This is a genomic window from Algibacter amylolyticus, from assembly GCF_014202225.1.
In the GTDB taxonomy this organism is placed as follows: Bacteria; Bacteroidota; Bacteroidia; order Flavobacteriales; family Flavobacteriaceae; genus Algibacter_B; species Algibacter_B amylolyticus.
Genome location: NZ_JACHGE010000004.1, coordinates 13,501 through 28,490, shown reverse-complemented (window position 1 = coordinate 28,490; position 14,990 = coordinate 13,501). Strand labels below are relative to the sequence as shown.

Annotated in this window: 14 protein-coding genes; 7 read left to right on the top strand and 7 right to left on the bottom strand. The window is 32.6% G+C overall.

Going from position 1 to position 14,990, the window contains the following annotated elements:
- The first annotated feature begins 5 nt into the window (after positions 1–5).
- From yiaA to HNQ90_RS09700, 5 genes are all read left to right on the top strand, one after another.
- The gene (yiaA, locus tag HNQ90_RS09720) at positions 6–488 is read left to right on the top strand and encodes an inner membrane protein YiaA (RefSeq protein ID WP_144115605.1); all 483 of its coding nucleotides are present in this window, start codon (positions 6–8) and stop codon (positions 486–488) included.
- 136 nt (positions 489–624) lie between these two features.
- Positions 625–1,911 carry a DUF2157 domain-containing protein gene (locus tag HNQ90_RS09715; protein WP_144115604.1) on the top strand — a complete coding sequence of 429 codons (1,287 nt, stop codon included), beginning with the start codon at positions 625–627 and terminating at the stop codon, positions 1,909–1,911.
- A 5-nt stretch (positions 1,912–1,916) separates the two neighbouring features.
- Positions 1,917–2,480 (top strand): GDYXXLXY domain-containing protein, encoded by a 564-nt coding sequence (locus tag HNQ90_RS09710; RefSeq protein WP_144115603.1) that lies wholly within the window; start codon positions 1,917–1,919, stop codon positions 2,478–2,480.
- Positions 2,481–2,525: 45 nt separating this feature from the next.
- Complete coding sequence (locus HNQ90_RS09705; RefSeq protein ID WP_144115602.1) at positions 2,526–3,404, top strand: alpha/beta hydrolase; 879 nt, start codon at positions 2,526–2,528, stop codon at positions 3,402–3,404.
- The gene (locus HNQ90_RS09700) at positions 3,364–4,188 is read left to right on the top strand and encodes an alpha/beta hydrolase (RefSeq protein WP_144115601.1); all 825 of its coding nucleotides are present in this window, start codon (positions 3,364–3,366) and stop codon (positions 4,186–4,188) included. Before HNQ90_RS09705 ends, HNQ90_RS09700 begins: the two co-directional genes overlap by 41 nt.
- Before the next feature lies 1 nt (position 4,189).
- Here HNQ90_RS09700 and HNQ90_RS09695 read toward each other — a convergent pair whose 3' ends face one another.
- The gene (locus HNQ90_RS09695) at positions 4,190–6,658 is read right to left on the bottom strand and encodes a hypothetical protein (protein ID WP_144115600.1); all 2,469 of its coding nucleotides are present in this window, start codon (positions 6,656–6,658) and stop codon (positions 4,190–4,192) included.
- Positions 6,659–6,989: 331 nt separating this feature from the next.
- Entirely contained in the window at positions 6,990–8,684 is a 1,695-nt protein-coding gene (lysS, locus tag HNQ90_RS09690) for a lysine--tRNA ligase (protein WP_144115599.1), read from the bottom strand.
- A gap of 319 nt (positions 8,685–9,003) precedes the next feature.
- Between lysS and HNQ90_RS09685 the strand changes: the two genes are divergently transcribed.
- Together HNQ90_RS09685 and lipB are read left to right on the top strand one after the other, a co-directional pair.
- Positions 9,004–9,162: a YqaE/Pmp3 family membrane protein gene (locus tag HNQ90_RS09685; RefSeq protein ID WP_092851274.1), complete on the top strand. Its 159-nt coding sequence runs from the start codon at positions 9,004–9,006 to the stop codon at positions 9,160–9,162.
- A gap of 63 nt (positions 9,163–9,225) precedes the next feature.
- Positions 9,226–9,924, top strand: a complete 699-nt coding sequence (gene lipB, locus HNQ90_RS09680; protein WP_144115598.1) for a lipoyl(octanoyl) transferase LipB — start codon at positions 9,226–9,228, stop codon at positions 9,922–9,924.
- 103 nt (positions 9,925–10,027) lie between these two features.
- On the opposite strand, the gene HNQ90_RS09675 is transcribed toward lipB, so the two are convergent.
- The 5 genes from HNQ90_RS09675 to HNQ90_RS09655 all read right to left on the bottom strand — a co-directional run bounded on the left by HNQ90_RS09675 (position 10,028) and on the right by HNQ90_RS09655 (position 14,966).
- A complete protein-coding gene (locus tag HNQ90_RS09675) occupies positions 10,028–10,420 on the bottom strand; it encodes a response regulator (RefSeq protein ID WP_144115597.1) in 393 nt (130 codons plus the stop codon).
- Positions 10,407–12,278, bottom strand: coding sequence for a sensor histidine kinase (locus HNQ90_RS09670; protein ID WP_144115596.1), 1,872 nt, complete (start codon positions 12,276–12,278; stop codon positions 10,407–10,409). The genes HNQ90_RS09675 and HNQ90_RS09670 overlap by 14 nt, the downstream gene beginning before the upstream one ends.
- A gap of 307 nt (positions 12,279–12,585) precedes the next feature.
- On the bottom strand, positions 12,586–13,635 hold the full coding sequence (locus HNQ90_RS09665; protein ID WP_144115595.1) for a nucleoid-associated protein: 1,050 nt from the start codon (positions 13,633–13,635) through the stop codon (positions 12,586–12,588).
- Positions 13,636–13,758: 123 nt separating this feature from the next.
- Positions 13,759–14,436, bottom strand: a complete 678-nt coding sequence (locus tag HNQ90_RS09660) for a TapB family protein (protein ID WP_144115594.1) — start codon at positions 14,434–14,436, stop codon at positions 13,759–13,761.
- 77 nt (positions 14,437–14,513) lie between these two features.
- Complete coding sequence (locus HNQ90_RS09655) at positions 14,514–14,966, bottom strand: hypothetical protein (RefSeq protein ID WP_183822328.1); 453 nt, start codon at positions 14,964–14,966, stop codon at positions 14,514–14,516.
- Between the last annotated feature and the right edge of the window lie 24 nt (positions 14,967–14,990).

Sequence of the window (14,990 nt, the reverse complement as noted above, 5' to 3'; positions counted from 1 at the left end):
ACATTATGAATTATCAAACAACAGTTTCTGTTGATGAAAAATCAAAAGAAACAAAACGTAAAAAAGACGATAAAGGAAACAATCACAAACCAACTTCAGCTTTCATTGGCGCATCTTGGTCTGCATTATTAATTGGTATGGCTTCTTTTTGTATTGGTTTATGGAATGCCGATATGCTTTTAAATGAAAAGGGTTATTACTTCACCATATTATTGTTTGGCTTATTTTCTGTAATATCTGTTCAAAAAGCCGTTAGAGATCGCATGGAAGATATTCCGGTAACCGATATTTATTATAGCATTAGTTGGTTTACAACCGTAATATCTATTGTATTATTAGTAATTGGACTTTGGAATGCCGATTTACTATTAAGCGAAAAAGGGTTTTATGGCATGTCGTTTCTGCTAAGTTTGTTTTCTGCCATTGCAGTGCAGAAAAACACAAGGGATGTTCAATTTATAAATAGAACTAGTGATGATGAGGATTAGAAAGAGTTTAAAACCATAAAAAACAAAAAATATAAAAGGGTTGTTTTTATGATTGGTTAGTTAACCCAAAACCTCGTTGCTTTTAAGGTGGCGAGGTTTTAAAAAACACTTATCTTTCATTAAATAAATTAAAATTATGAATTCAAAAATTCAAACCGATATTGAAGAACTTGTTGCTCAGCGAGTTATCTCTGTTGATGTGGCCTCGGATATTGAGCGGTATTATAGTTCTAAAAAATCAGATGCACCAAACCGCTTATTTACTGTGTTTGCTGTATTGGGGTCTACATTAGTTGGTCTTGGTATTATTTTAATATTGGCTCATAATTGGGACGATTTTTCAAGATCTATAAAAACAATTTTTGCCTTTGCTCCATTAGTCATTGGTCAGCTTATTATTGGCTTTTCTATTTTAAAGAAAAAGAGCGCGACATGGCTTGAAGGTTCTGGTGTGTTTCTGTTTTTTGCCGTTGGAGCAAGTATGGCGTTAGTAAGCCAGATTTATAATATACCAGGTAATTTTAGTAGCTATCTACTAACGTGGATCTTACTTTGCCTGCCTCTTGTTTATCTTTTAAAATCGAATGCACTAGCTATTTTGCATATTGCTTTTACAACAAGTTACGCCTGCTCATTTGGTTATTTTGATGGTAATGATACACCTTGGTTCTACTTGTTGCTTTTAGTTTTAGTACTGCCGTATTATTACCAATTGTTAAAACAAAAAAAGGAACATAATATTACTTCTGTTTTTAATTGGCTTGTGCCTTTAAGTGTCATTATTGTTCTAGGAGCTTTTGTGGAAAGAAGTGCAACATTAGGTTTTTTAATGTATGTTATTCTGTTCGGGTTGCTTTATAATATTGGAAAGTTGCCCTATTTTGATAACCAAAAATTACGACGGAATGGGTATTTGATTTTAGGATCGTTAGGAACGGTTTGTATGTTGCTAATAACTAGTTTTGAATGGCTTTGGAATGATATTTTAAGAGATAATTTCCTGTTTAATAGTCAAGAGTTTTATGTCGTGTTGGTGCTTTTAATTTTGACTTTAGGTGTGTTAGGTTATACGTATTTTAAAAAATGGATAGAGGGTTTCAATCTGTTTCAATATGTCTTTATTTTATTCACAATTATATTTTTTATAGGGTGGTCTAACAGTTTTACTTCCTTGGTGTTAATTAATTTATTAATACTTGCATTAGGCGTAATAGCTATTAAAATTGGTGCAGATAAATTCCATTTTGGTGTTTTAAATTATGGTTTACTAATAATTACTGCGCTTATTGTTTGTCGTTTTTTCGATACCGATATGAGTTTTGTTGTAAGAGGCTTGTTATTTGTAAGCGTTGGTGTTGGCTTCTTTTTAACCAATTATATCATGTTGAAAAAGCAAAAATTAAATTCAAATAATAAAAAATAGAACAGATGAAAACCATCAACATATTCATACTATTTATAGTAGTTGCAATGGCTCAGTTATTCGTGCCTGCTCAAATGATTTTTAATAAGGAATCTATTATTAAATCAGGCGTAGCCTATAAATTTAAAACTCAGCCTGTGGACCCTAGCGATCCGTTTAGAGGTAAATATATTAATCTTAATTACGAGCTAAATGCTTTTGTAACAAACGATTCAGTTTGGGAGAGACACGATAAAGTTTACGTGTACCTAGAATCCGACAGCTTAGGTTTTGCTAAGGTAAATGATATTAGTAAAAGGCCTTTAAATTTAGCTAAAGATCATATTATAGCAGATGTTAATTGGTATAATTCAAACGATAAAAAATTAAATTTCAATTTACCATTTAACAGGTATTATATGGAAGAAACTAAAGCTTATGATGCCGAGGTTGCGGTAAGACAGAATGAGCGCGATTCATTACCAAATACAACTTATGCCTTAGTGTATGTTAAAGATGGAGAAGCCGTGTTAAATGATGTTGTTATTAATGAAATTTCTATTAAAGATTATGTAGAAAAGGACGATTGATATTAATTATCTCAATTATTGTATCTTAGTCATAAAACGCCACACATGCCATATTGGTTACATATTCTTATTTGGTTTTTTGTTGCTTATGTGGCGATAAGTATTGCTTTGTTTTATCTGCAAGACTATATGTTGTTTAAGCCAGAAAAGCTTCCTAAGGATTTTAAGTTTTATTATGAAAACCAAGATTTTGAAGAGCATAATCTAGAAACAAGAGATGGCGCAACCATAAACGGTATTTTGTTTAAACCTAAAAGCGAATCGAAAGGGATTGTTTTGTATTTAAAAGGAAACTCGAAAAGTATTAAAGGTTGGGGTAAGTTTGCGGTAGATTTTACCAGACATGGCTATAATGTTTTAATGGTAGATTATAGGGGTTTTGGAAAAAGCACAGGCAGACGCTCGCAAAAAGCAATAAAAAGAGATTTACAAGTCGTTTATAATAAAATAAAGGGACGCACCACCGAAGATAGAATTATCTTGTATGGAAGATCGTTAGGTTCTGGCTTTGCAGCAAAATTAGCATCAATGAATAATCCAAAAATGTTAATTTTAGATGCACCTTATTACAGTTTAACCAAAGTAACCGCACGTTATGCACCTTTTATGCCATTATCATTATTAATAAAATATCCGTTGCCCACTTACAAATGGTTAAAATATGTAAAATGTCCAATTCATATTATTCACGGTACCAACGATAAGCTTATTCCGTATAGAACTAGCGTTAAACTATCGAAAGTAAATCCGAAACGCACAAAACTACATTCGGTTATTGGCGGCGGACATAAAGATTTAAATAATTTTGAATCGTATCATAAAATGATTCATGAGATAATAAATAGTAACCCTCAAGAAATCGATTTATCAACTACAAGTATTCATGTTAAACACAGCTCAAAACCCAATAAAACGAAAACTTAAAAAAGTATTTTTAGTTTTAATTAGTTTCTATCTTATGGTTGGATCGTTATTATATTTTTTTCAAGAAAAACTCATGTTTTTGCCAACAGTTTTGGAGCAAGTTTATGAATATCAATTATCATATCCTTTTGAAGAATTATTTTTTAAGACTGAAGAAAATGCTGTAATAAATGCGATTCATTTTAAAATAGAAAATCCAAAAGGTGTGGTGCTGTTTTTTCATGGAAATGCGGGCGATTTATCGCGTTGGGGAACATTAGCAGAATACTTTGTTGAAAAACAGTATGATGTTTTGATTATGGATTATAGAACTTACGGAAAAAGTAAAGGCAAGCTAAGTGAAAAAGCATTGTATTTAGATGCGCAATATTGTTATGATTATTTAAAAGGAAAGTATAATGAAGAAGATATTACTATTTACGGACGCTCTTTAGGAACGGGTTTAGCCACGTATATTGCATCCAAGAACAAACCTAAAAACCTTATTTTAGAAACACCTTATTATAGTATTTTAGATGTGGCAGAATCTAGGTTTCCCATATTTCCGGTGAAAAATCTTTTAAAATATAAAATACTTAGCTACCAATTTATTATAGAAACTGCCTGTCCTATTTTAATACTTCATGGTACCGACGATCAAGTGGTACCTTATGAATCTGCAAAGAAACTATTTGATGCTGCTCCAAAAGAAAAAACCACATTTATTACTTTTGAAGGCGGAAATCATGGTAATTTAAGTACTTATGAAAGTTACCATAAACATATAGTTGATATATTGAAATAATTTAGTCTACCTCTAAGGTGGATAAATGATATACAGGAATACCTGAATCTGTAATACCTTCAATTTTTATAGCATAATTACTTTTCTTATCGCTAGTAAAAAAGGAAACTTCAGCCTTAGTGTTATTTTCATTGAGTACTATTTTGGGTTCCCAATGCAAAGTGGTTCTAATATCAGCTTTCATGGCTTCTTCAAAACCATTTAAATGATCCGGAGCGTAGAACTCTCTAGCAGTGTAGAAACCTATGGCTTCAAAATCAATAATTCCTGGTTTGCGTTTTACATTTCTAACCGAAATATTGGCGCCTGTTCTAGAATATATGGCAACCACACCATTTCCAGCATTGCTAAACGATGATGCTTCAGCACCCGATAGCACGTCTATAAAATCGATGTCGCTACCTGTTAGGTGAGAAATATCTATTAATTCAACCTGAAAACCGTCCAAATAAACTGCTGGTGTCTCGTTTCGTACATATATAGAATCATTTAGAGTAGTAACACCAGGAAGCATGTTTAGTAAATCGAAAATAGATAAGTGGCTTTGGTTCTCAAGACTTTTCATGTCTAGTCGTTTTGATGCATAGCCATAATCTGTTCTGTCATTTAATTCTTGCTCTCTTTGTTCTTCTTCAGTTTCTTTTTGAGCTGTTATAACAATTTCATCTAGTACTCGTGCAGATTTAGCAAATTCTACATCAATTTGAAATATGTTTTTGGCTTGTTGTAAAAAGCTGTTTATTTTACTACTGTCTAGTAATGTTGATTTTAAAACATCATTTCTAGTAATTTTTGGACTAGCAAAATTAGTGTTGTTTAAAGCAATGGAAACTAACCTGTTTTTTTTGTCATTATCAGATTTAAAATCTTTAACGCGAGCTTCTAAAAGTATTGGTAACGTATCATTAAAAACAAAAGGACCGTAATTGAATACACCTTTAACATCGGTTTGCTTTTTTTCTTGGTATGGTAAACCTCCCATAAGAGTAATTCTTGTAGTCGTTGGTATAGGTTGCTTATTTCCGTTTAAGCTACTTGTGTTGCCTGAAATAAGAATACCTTTTTCTGGATTAAAGCGATTTTTTGTTGGTGGTTTATATAATAAGTCATTCCAAGTAAAACGTCTCCAGCCATGAGTAAGCATTAAAACATCTAATAAATAACGTCGTTTTATATCGTTTTCCTTCTGAAAGAAATAGCCAGGGTCTTCAATACGTCCTCTTAAATCTGAATTTAATAAAAGGTAGGTTTTTATGTTTTCGCTTTGCGCACTTTGTCCAACAGCATCAATATCGGTAATTGACATTGATAAATTTCCCGACAAAGGTTGTCCGGTTTTATCAGTTAAATCTATTTGCATAGAAACCTTGTCTCTGGTTTTAGGCGCTTCATTATCTAAGGTTACCTTTATGTTTGCATTATCATTTTGGTTGTCTACATAAACTAGCCTTTCGCAAACAGGATTACCGCTGCTATTAAATAAAGTAAAACTAACTACGCCATTCTTTAAAGCAGCCGTGTTTATTTTTACTTTGTAGTTATTTTTGTCATCAGTTTCTAGCCTTTCATAAATTAAATGTCCACGTTGATGCGCCACCAAAAACGTGTTTTTTAAGCCAATACCAGTGTTAGATGATGCTTGCACGATAATTTGGTTGCCAGAATTAATCATGTTTAGGTTGTAACCGCTTGGTAAAGCTTCTGGTAACGGATATTTTACTTCTTCACCATTAAACATAATGCTGGCGTAATAGGTTTTGCCTGCTTCGGGTAATAAGGATGCAACACTTAACCCAAATTTGTAGGTAGCAAAGGTTGAAACCACGTTATTATTAGAATCTTTAATGTTGCCTTTTAATTCAATATCGTGATAAGCTTGGTCCTTAATTTTAATACCTACTTTGGTATTTAGTCCGTTTACTAAATAACCACTTTCAGGATAAAATCCAATTTCAGGTGGTGTTACAGCGCCTTTTTTAGTACTGAAAGAAGTATTTGATAAAACTTTAGACTTTTTGTTAAGAGTATCATGTTCTGAAACATTCCAGATAGGAATTTGAGTCTGGAAAAAATAATCAGCATCATCATTTCGCATATGGTTTGTATAGGCTCTTAGCAGGTATTTTCCAGATTTCCAATCTTTGTTTATTTTAAAATCGCCGGCAACACTAACATCTTCAGTGTAAAGCTGTCGTTTAGATACAATGCTATCTTTTTCATTAACAAGTTCTACATAAAGCACCCGACTTAAGTCTGATTTTTGATGCGAAATACCGTTTACTAGATAGGCAGTGTACCAAATATCTTCGCCTGTAGTGTAGTATGGTTTATCTGTTTGGACATATATTTTTTCAGGATAATTAGCTGCGTAATTTTCTAATTTACCTAGCACTAGTTCTCTAAAATTATTTGCTAATGTGAACCCTAAAAGTATAAATAGTGTAATACCTATTGCAATTTTTTTAATCATGCTAATTGTAATTAGTGATGCTTCTTTTTTAAACAATAAATATAGTAACTAAAGTATTAAGTTATTGTTCTCGTGTAAGACTTTATAAAAAGGAATTAGTTTAAAATTACCTTGTAATATCTTAAAAAATTAACATACCATACCTAGAACTCTTAAAGAAAAATTAAAATTAGAGAAACCACTGTTAAACATTTCTAAAAGCGAAGATTGAAAAGGGATAAATGTGTGATATTTGACCTGAGTTTAGTTAATAGATTTAGTTGGTTAGTTAAAAAAGCCAGTAATTTTAAAAAATTACTGGCTTTTTTGTGTTTTATGGTTTAAGTAAATATTATACCACACTAACAAACAACCCATCATCCGTTTTCTCAACTTTAGCAAGGTTGTTTTTAGTTAATTCTTTAATTGTTTTATCCCATTTTTTATTCGATAAACCAGACTGACCTTTTAAAGCCACAAGGTCTAGTTTTTCAGCTTTCTTTAAAATGTCTAAAACAGCTTTAGCATCATCACTAATAGCTAAAGGTTTTTTCTCTGGGCGCATTTGCGGGAAAAACAACACTTCCTGTATGGATTGGTTGTTGGTTAAAAACATAATTAAACGGTCCATGCCAATACCCATACCAGATGTAGGAGGCATACCATACTCTAAGGCACGTAAAAAGTCATGATCAATAAACTCGGTAGCTTCATCATCACCTTTAGCAGCCAATTTAAGTTGGTGTTCAAAACGCTCACGTTGGTCTATTGGGTCGTTAAGTTCAGAATATGCATTTGCTATTTCTTTACCACAAACCATAAGCTCAAAACGCTCTGTTAATTCAGGGTTATCACGGTGTTCTTTACACAGTGGGCTCATTTCTTTTGGGTAATCTGTAATGTAGGTAGGTTGTATGTAGTTGCCCTCACATTTTTCACCAAAAATTTCATCAATAAGTTTGCCTTTACCCATGGTGGCATCAACTTCAATACCTAGGTCTTTTGCTGCTTGTCTTATTTCATCTTCAGATTTATCTGTAATATCAAAACCAGTAAAATGCTTAATAGAATCTGCCATGGTTACTCTAGCATAAGGCGCTTTAAAATCTATTTCATGCTCGCCAAAAGTTGCTTTAGTACTGCCGTTAACAGCAATAGCACAATGTTCTAATAAACGCTCACAGAAATCCATCATCCAGTTATAATCCTTGTAAGCAACATAAATTTCCATGGCTGTAAACTCAGGGTTGTGGGTTCTGTCCATACCCTCGTTTCTAAAGTTTTTAGAAAACTCATAAACCCCATCAAAACCACCAACAATTAGCCTTTTAAGATACAATTCGTTTGCAATTCGCATATACAACGGAATATCCAAAGCATTGTGGTGTGTAATAAACGGACGCGCCGCAGCACCACCAGGAATAGGCTGTAAAACAGGAGTTTCAACCTCGAAATAACCAGAATCATTAAAAAACTGGCGCATAGCATTAAACAATTTTGTACGCTTAACAAACACCTCTTTAACCTGTGGGTTTACCACCAAATCGGCATAACGTTGTCTGTATCGCTGCTCTGGGTCGGTAAAAGCATCATGCACTTTTCCATCGGCATCGGTTCTAGGTAATGGTAAAGGTTTTAAAGCCTTACTAAGCAAAGTGAAGTTTTTAACTTTTACCGTTTTTTCTCCTACCTTGGTTAAAAACAATTCGCCTTCAACACCAATAAAATCACCAATATCTAGTAATTTTTTATACACATCGTTGTACTTGCTTTTATCGTCGCCAGTACAAATTTCATCTCTATTAAAATACACTTGTATGCGGCCATCGGCATCCTGTAACTCAGCAAAACTTGCATTACCCTGTATACGTCTAGACATTAATCTACCAGCAATAATCACCTTGTTTTCCTCCTTAAAATTGGTTTTTATGGATTTCGATGTGTCCTTAACAGGATATAAATCTGCCGGATAAGGATTAATACCCAAATCGCGTAATTTTGCTAATTTCTCTCTTCTTACAAGTTCTTGCTCAGATAATTGTGACATATTCTAAATACTAGGTGAAAATTTTTAAGGCACAAAGATAAACATTTGATTTCCCATTTACATCTATTGATTTATGAATTTTTTGGGCGCTACCCAAGGGTCGGGCTATCCGCTACAAGTCCTCGCACTTCCTTCGTCAGGCTGTGGGCTATCCGCTACTATCCCTAGCGCGAGTTAGTCTGCCATTTACAGTAATTGTTCTGCAGTATCTTAGTGTATTTATAAGGATTTTAAAATAAGTAGTATTTGCTACATAAAGTGTAACAAACACGTAACTTTATCGTCCAATAGGTAAATCATCAATTAAATTAAATCAAACATGAGTTTCTGGAGAGTATTACTGTCTATTATTTGCCCGCCTTTAGCCGTTATCGATAAAGGTTGCGGCTCTATTATTATCGTCTTTTTATTATGGCTTTGTGGCTGGGTGCCCGGAGTAATTGCAGCATTAGTTATAGTAAATAATCCTAAGAGTTAATTTGCAGTAGGTAGTCATTTGTCTTCGGTCATTTTTATATAAAATATTGTAATTTTGCAATCCATGAATAAAAAAATAGAACTTCAAGATTTAGACTTAAAAGACTATAAAGAAACTTGGGATTACCAAGAAACTCTTTTTCGTGGTATAGTAGACTCAAAAATTAAAAATAGGCGAGAAGATGCCGGTTTAGAAACTAAAAACTATTTTTTATTTGTTGAGCATCCGCATGTGTATACGTTGGGTAAAAGTGGCGATATGTCTAACCTATTAGTAGACCAAGCACAACTTAAAGAAAAAAACGCGAGTTTTTATAAAGTAAATCGTGGGGGCGATATTACCTATCATGGTCCTGGGCAAATAGTTGGTTACCCTATTTTAGACTTAGATAATTTTTTTACCGATATCCATAAATATCTTCGTTTTCTAGAAGAAGTGATTATCCTAACCCTTTCCGGATACGGTTTAAAAGCAGAACGCAGCCCAGGCGAAACAGGTGTTTGGTTAGATGTAGGAACACCATTTGCACGTAAAATTTGTGCTATGGGTGTGCGTGCTAGCCGTTGGGTAACCATGCACGGTTTTGCACTAAATGTAAATGCTAACTTAGGGTATTTCGATTTAATGATTCCTTGTGGTATTCGAGGAAAAGCAGTAACCTCTTTAAATGTTGAGCTTGGTAAAAAAGAAGTCGATCAGGCTGAGGTTAAAACAAAGTTATTAAAACATTTTGCTGAACTTTTTAAGGCGGAGTTTGTTTAACTGTTTTAATCCGTTTATAGGATTCTAATAATTTCGATTTCGCACATAAAAAAAACACCTCTTAAAAAGTGTTTTTATTTTTATCTATTAATCTCAGAGCTAATTAAGCTTCAAAAACAGTTTCTTTTAATTTCTCTAAAGTTATAGGTTTAACAATGTAGTTGCTGTTAATGTTATATTCTTCAGCACGACGTTTGTCTGCTTCAGAATCAGAGCTGGTAACAATAAAAATTTCTAATTTTTGCTCTACAGGTATGGTTTTAAAGGCATCTAAAAACTGCCAGCCATCCCAAATAGGCATGTTTAAATCCAATAAGATAAGTTCAGGAAGTTTTTCTCCATTCACGATTATCGATTTTAATTTATCAAAGGCATCTTTACCGTTAGAGCAAATTAAAACAGATTCAACCAAACCACTCAGGTTTAAAAAACGTTTGGTGATATAAACGTGAGTTGGATCGTCCTCAATAATACAAGCTAGATTAATTTTTTTCATTTCTAAAATTTACTTTAAAGGTTGTTCCAATATTTTCTGTACTTTCTACTTCAATTTTGCCGCCTAAGGCTTCTACTTGGTTTTTGGTTATAAATAAGCCAATGCCTTTAGAGTCTTCATTTCGATGAAATGTTTTATACATACCAAAAAGCTTGTTTTTATGCAAGTCTAGGTTTATTCCAAGCCCATTGTCTGTAAATTCTATTGAAGTAGATGTCGTGTTTTTTTTGTAATTTATATCTAGGTAACTATCTCTGTCTTTGGAGCGATACTTTATAGCATTTGTAATAAAATTTAAAACAATACTATCTAAATAAGCTTTAATACCAATAACCTCAAGATTATCTGGGATATTGTTTTTTATTTTTACCCTGTTCATTTCTGCAAGGGGTAAAATAGATTCAATTTGTTGATCGATAATTGGTTTTATAGGTATGTTGGTAAGCGTTTCTTTAGATAACATGTTTATTTGCACAATTTCTGAAAGATCTGAAATAGTTTCTTCCAAATTCTGAGATGATGTTTCCAAAAGCTGAACCATTTCATTATTGAACAGCTCGGGCAGTTCACTTTTTAAAATACCTAAAAGTGCCGAAATACCTCCTGAGTGCGACCTTAAATTATGCGAAACAATATGGGCAAAGTTTTTTAAACGCTCATTTTGGTCTTTTGTTATGGATATAATTTTTTCCATCCGTATTTCTTGCTCCTTAATTAATGTGATATCCACTATTTGAGAAACAAAATGAAGCACATCGTCGTTTATGTCTCTTACCACAGAAACTGCTAAATGTATATAAACAATATGGCCGTCTTTATGAAAATAGCGCTTGTCCATTTTGTAATGGTCGCGTTTTCCAGTAATAATTTCTTTTAATAAGTATAAATCTAAATCAAGATCATCTGGATGTGTAATATCTTGAAATGAAAGTTTATGTAACTCCAAAGCTGTATAACCAATAATATCACAAAGCGTTTGGTTAACTTTTAACCATTTACCATCCTTATCTAAAATAGCCATACCAATGGCAGCATTTTCAAAGCTACCCCTAAAAGCTTGCTCACTTTGTTTTAGCTTAATTTGATTGGTTTTTAATAAATCTATATCTTGAATAGTCCCATAGATCCTTTGGAAGGAACCGTTATTCTTTTCTGGTATTCCAATTACTTTTACCCATTTGGTATGGTTTAATTTTGTTACAATTTGCAGCTCTTCAGTAAACCCTTTTCCGTCATTTAAAGCAAGAAGTACGAGTTCGGTAATTCGATCTCTGCTATAGCCTTTCTTGTAGAAATTTATTCCTGTATCAAGGGAAGGTTCATAGTCTTCATCAACTTCATGTATTGTTTTGGTTGTACCGCTCCAGATTACTGTTTTGTTGGTAACATCCATTTCCCAAAAACCAATATGAGCTTCTTGATTACATCTATGTAAAAAGCGTTCTTGTTCTTTTAGGTTTGTAACTTCAATATGAGATCCTAACATTCTAATAGGTTCTCCTTTTTTATTTCTTATTGCTAGACCTTTGCAACGTATCCAAACTATTTTACCAGTTTTATGTGTGTAGCGAACAACTTGATCGTATGGGTGGTTTGGGTCGCTTAAATGTTTTTGAAAGTTAGCAACGGCAAGTTTTAAATCGTCTTGGTTTATAATGTTTTGTCTTGCAGAGGCTTTGTGTGGCATGTTTTCTGGATTGTAACCTAGGGTTTCCCAAAAGCGTTCGTTCATCCATTCGTTTTCTGGGTTTTCCAAATCCCAGAACCACATACCGTCTAGAGAATTACTTTGTATGAACTCGAAAATAGTATCATCCGATTTTACAAGATCGTATAATTCCTTTTGTAAATAATTCATTTTTAATTATTTATGTAATATTGCTATTAATTAATACTCCTTTAAAGTAAACTCTAGGGTTTACACGTATTGTATAGCTTTGGAGAGACGACTTGTTTATAGATAAGTGAGAGGTAAATTATCACTAAAACAGTAGGGGGCTAGCTACTTATTTAGTTGTAAATTTAGTAAATTAGTAGCGATAATTATAAATAATTGTAGTTATTTTAAAAATAAAGCATGCCGAACTGTGTCTTTGTTATAGTTAAAAACAGGATGTATTTAAGTGTTAGGTGGATAAAGAGTCTTACTTTCTTTGAAAAGAAAATTAATCTTCCTCATTAAAAAATACCTTGTAATAATGCATTTTCTTTACTTCGTCATAACCACGTTCTAAATATTCGGCTGATGCATCTGGCGCATCAATATCTAGTTTTATTTGTATGTTAGTGTCTAGTTTAATGTCTGTTTTAATTTTTCGTTTAGCCTTGGTTACTACAGCTTCAGCAACATCAAATTGGTTTCTTAACACCAGATTTTTTTCACCCTCATAATCTTTCTTGTAGTTTTCAAACTCTCTAATATGCTTTTCGTCTTCAAAGAGTTCTTCTTTAAAACGTTCTACATTTACAATTTCATTTTCTTTAAAAAAATCGATAGTATGTGCTAAAAATGTATTTTGTTCTTTGGCGCCATAATTAGGTTTTAAAACCTCGGTCGAGAATTCTTTACAAAGCTCTATGTATTGTTGTGTGTGGTTGTTGGCATCATCGGCATATTTTATATTTAAAAAATGATTAAGCCAATATTGAGCATCGTAGCTGTTATTATCTACGCTTAAAATAATATTACCTTCGGTATCACTTTGGTTTAAAATTAAACAGCCTTTATCAACTTTTCTGGAGTTTATTCCTTTTTGTACCAATACATCATAACTGTTATTTTCTAAATAGGTTTGAAAGAAATTAACTTTGCTTTCAATTTTAAAAATTCCAATAGCGTTGGTAGACATATCTCTAAATTCGATGCCTTCAAACATAACAATTAAAACATCTCCTGTTTTTATTTGAGCCGAACTCGATTGCTCATATAAATGTGTTACTATATGTTTTGAAACTTCAACAAAAGCCTCCTCGTCGTTAAACATTTGTGTACAATAGCTATTAATTTCGTTTAACGAAATACTGGCATGGTGGTTAAACCTGTAGCTTTGTACTACGCTACCAAAGGGCCTTAATAAGAAAGGTAGCATTAAGTCGTAACTTGGTTCATCAAAATCAACTAACTTTTCTGAGAAAGCATTTTTTGTATCGTTGAATTTATTACCAACTTTATGAATAATGAATTTTGATATGGCAGCGTTTTTTCTTGAAATCATGTGTAGAATATTATAAATGCAATACTATAAAATTAAGCTGAATTTGATATAAAAAAAGAGCACCAAAGTACGATACTTTGATGCTCAATATTTGAGGACTGTTTTTTGGAGGTTAATAAGCCTTTATTTTTTAAAACTTGTAAGCTCAGAGTAGCCCATAAGTTTTCCGTTTTTGTTATACGATTCGCTTTTTACAACGCCAACACCTTCGGCAATCCATTCCTTTATTTTAAATGTTATTTTCATGCCCATTTTCATTTCGTTATCATAACTTAATGCAAAACAGTTAAAGGTGCCTGCTGGTGTGGTTATCGATTCTTTTTGGTCTACTTTTCTGTTTACTATGTTAACGCTCATATTCATATTTATACCGCCCATATTTATAGCCATATTCATATTAGCATCTTTTAAAGATTGGCCAACTTGTAAATCGTTAGGCAATTCAATATTTGTGCCTGTAACTTCCATTTCCATATCCTTATATTGTTTAAGCATATCTGGGTTAATCATAGATTTAAAATCTATTGAAACGGTGTTTCCATCGCACATTATGTCGTAGCTGGTAGTTGTAACTTCTTTTCCTTTAGCATCGTAAATAATGGTTTTTATAGTAGCTGTGTTGCCTACAATATTTGTTACTTCGTAATTAACAACACCTTCCTTTTTGCCTTTTTTGTTGTAGTTTGTTATTTCGAAGGTAACACCTTCTTCAAAAGGATAGTAGGCTTTACATGCATTTTGACTGTAAGACGAAACGCTTATAAAAAATAGGCCTATTAATATTATAATTTTTGTTTTCATTTTGTTTGATTTTTTAGAATACGCTTTAAGTATTATGTTTTTAATATATTTTATTTGTTAAGTAGCTTCTATAGGTGCTAATCATCTTCAGCATCAATATCATTTTCCTCTGCTTTAGTGTTTTTCTCGCCGAGTAATATTTTTTTTGAAGTTTTAATACTGTATTTAAGTGCTTTTTTTGCTTTATTAATTCTAAGGGTTGCTTTTCCTTGTTTTAATATACTTAAGCCATCCAAATCATCTAGAATATTTGAAGCACTATCCATTAAGCCTTCTAAATCATTTCGAGCTTCCTCTAAGGAGTCGATATCTTCATCCTCTAAAGGCGTTCCTGTTTCTGAATAACCATCGTATTTATAAACTTTATCGTAAATATCGAATGATTTAGTAACAAAAGTATCTACACTAGCAACACCAATGTTACTATTAGGGCGTTTTAGTTGTTTGGTTTGCGCATCGAGTTTTGGGAATGGGGCAATAAAAGCAATCCAAAAGAGAAGGATGCTTACCGCATTTTTTGGTGATTTCATTTTGTAATGAGTTGATTAATAGCT

What these genes read in the sequence shown, in the direction of transcription:
- yiaA (WP_144115605.1), top strand. Translation starts at nt 6, where the DNA reads ATGAATTATCAAACAACAGTTTCTGTTGATGAAAAATCAAAAGAAACA.
- HNQ90_RS09715 (WP_144115604.1), top strand. Translation starts at nt 625, where the DNA reads ATGAATTCAAAAATTCAAACCGATATTGAAGAACTTGTTGCTCAGCGA.
- HNQ90_RS09710 (WP_144115603.1), top strand. Translation starts at nt 1,917, where the DNA reads ATGAAAACCATCAACATATTCATACTATTTATAGTAGTTGCAATGGCT.
- HNQ90_RS09705 (WP_144115602.1), top strand. Translation starts at nt 2,526, where the DNA reads ATGCCATATTGGTTACATATTCTTATTTGGTTTTTTGTTGCTTATGTG.
- HNQ90_RS09700 (WP_144115601.1), top strand. Translation starts at nt 3,364, where the DNA reads ATGTTAAACACAGCTCAAAACCCAATAAAACGAAAACTTAAAAAAGTA.
- HNQ90_RS09695 (WP_144115600.1), bottom strand. Translation starts at nt 6,658, where the DNA reads ATGATTAAAAAAATTGCAATAGGTATTACACTATTTATACTTTTAGGG.
- lysS (WP_144115599.1), bottom strand. Translation starts at nt 8,684, where the DNA reads ATGTCACAATTATCTGAGCAAGAACTTGTAAGAAGAGAGAAATTAGCA.
- HNQ90_RS09685 (WP_092851274.1), top strand. Translation starts at nt 9,004, where the DNA reads ATGAGTTTCTGGAGAGTATTACTGTCTATTATTTGCCCGCCTTTAGCC.
- lipB (WP_144115598.1), top strand. Translation starts at nt 9,226, where the DNA reads ATGAATAAAAAAATAGAACTTCAAGATTTAGACTTAAAAGACTATAAA.
- HNQ90_RS09675 (WP_144115597.1), bottom strand. Translation starts at nt 10,420, where the DNA reads ATGAAAAAAATTAATCTAGCTTGTATTATTGAGGACGATCCAACTCAC.
- HNQ90_RS09670 (WP_144115596.1), bottom strand. Translation starts at nt 12,278, where the DNA reads ATGAATTATTTACAAAAGGAATTATACGATCTTGTAAAATCGGATGAT.
- HNQ90_RS09665 (WP_144115595.1), bottom strand. Translation starts at nt 13,635, where the DNA reads ATGATTTCAAGAAAAAACGCTGCCATATCAAAATTCATTATTCATAAA.
- HNQ90_RS09660 (WP_144115594.1), bottom strand. Translation starts at nt 14,436, where the DNA reads ATGAAAACAAAAATTATAATATTAATAGGCCTATTTTTTATAAGCGTT.
- HNQ90_RS09655 (WP_183822328.1), bottom strand. Translation starts at nt 14,966, where the DNA reads ATGAAATCACCAAAAAATGCGGTAAGCATCCTTCTCTTTTGGATTGCT.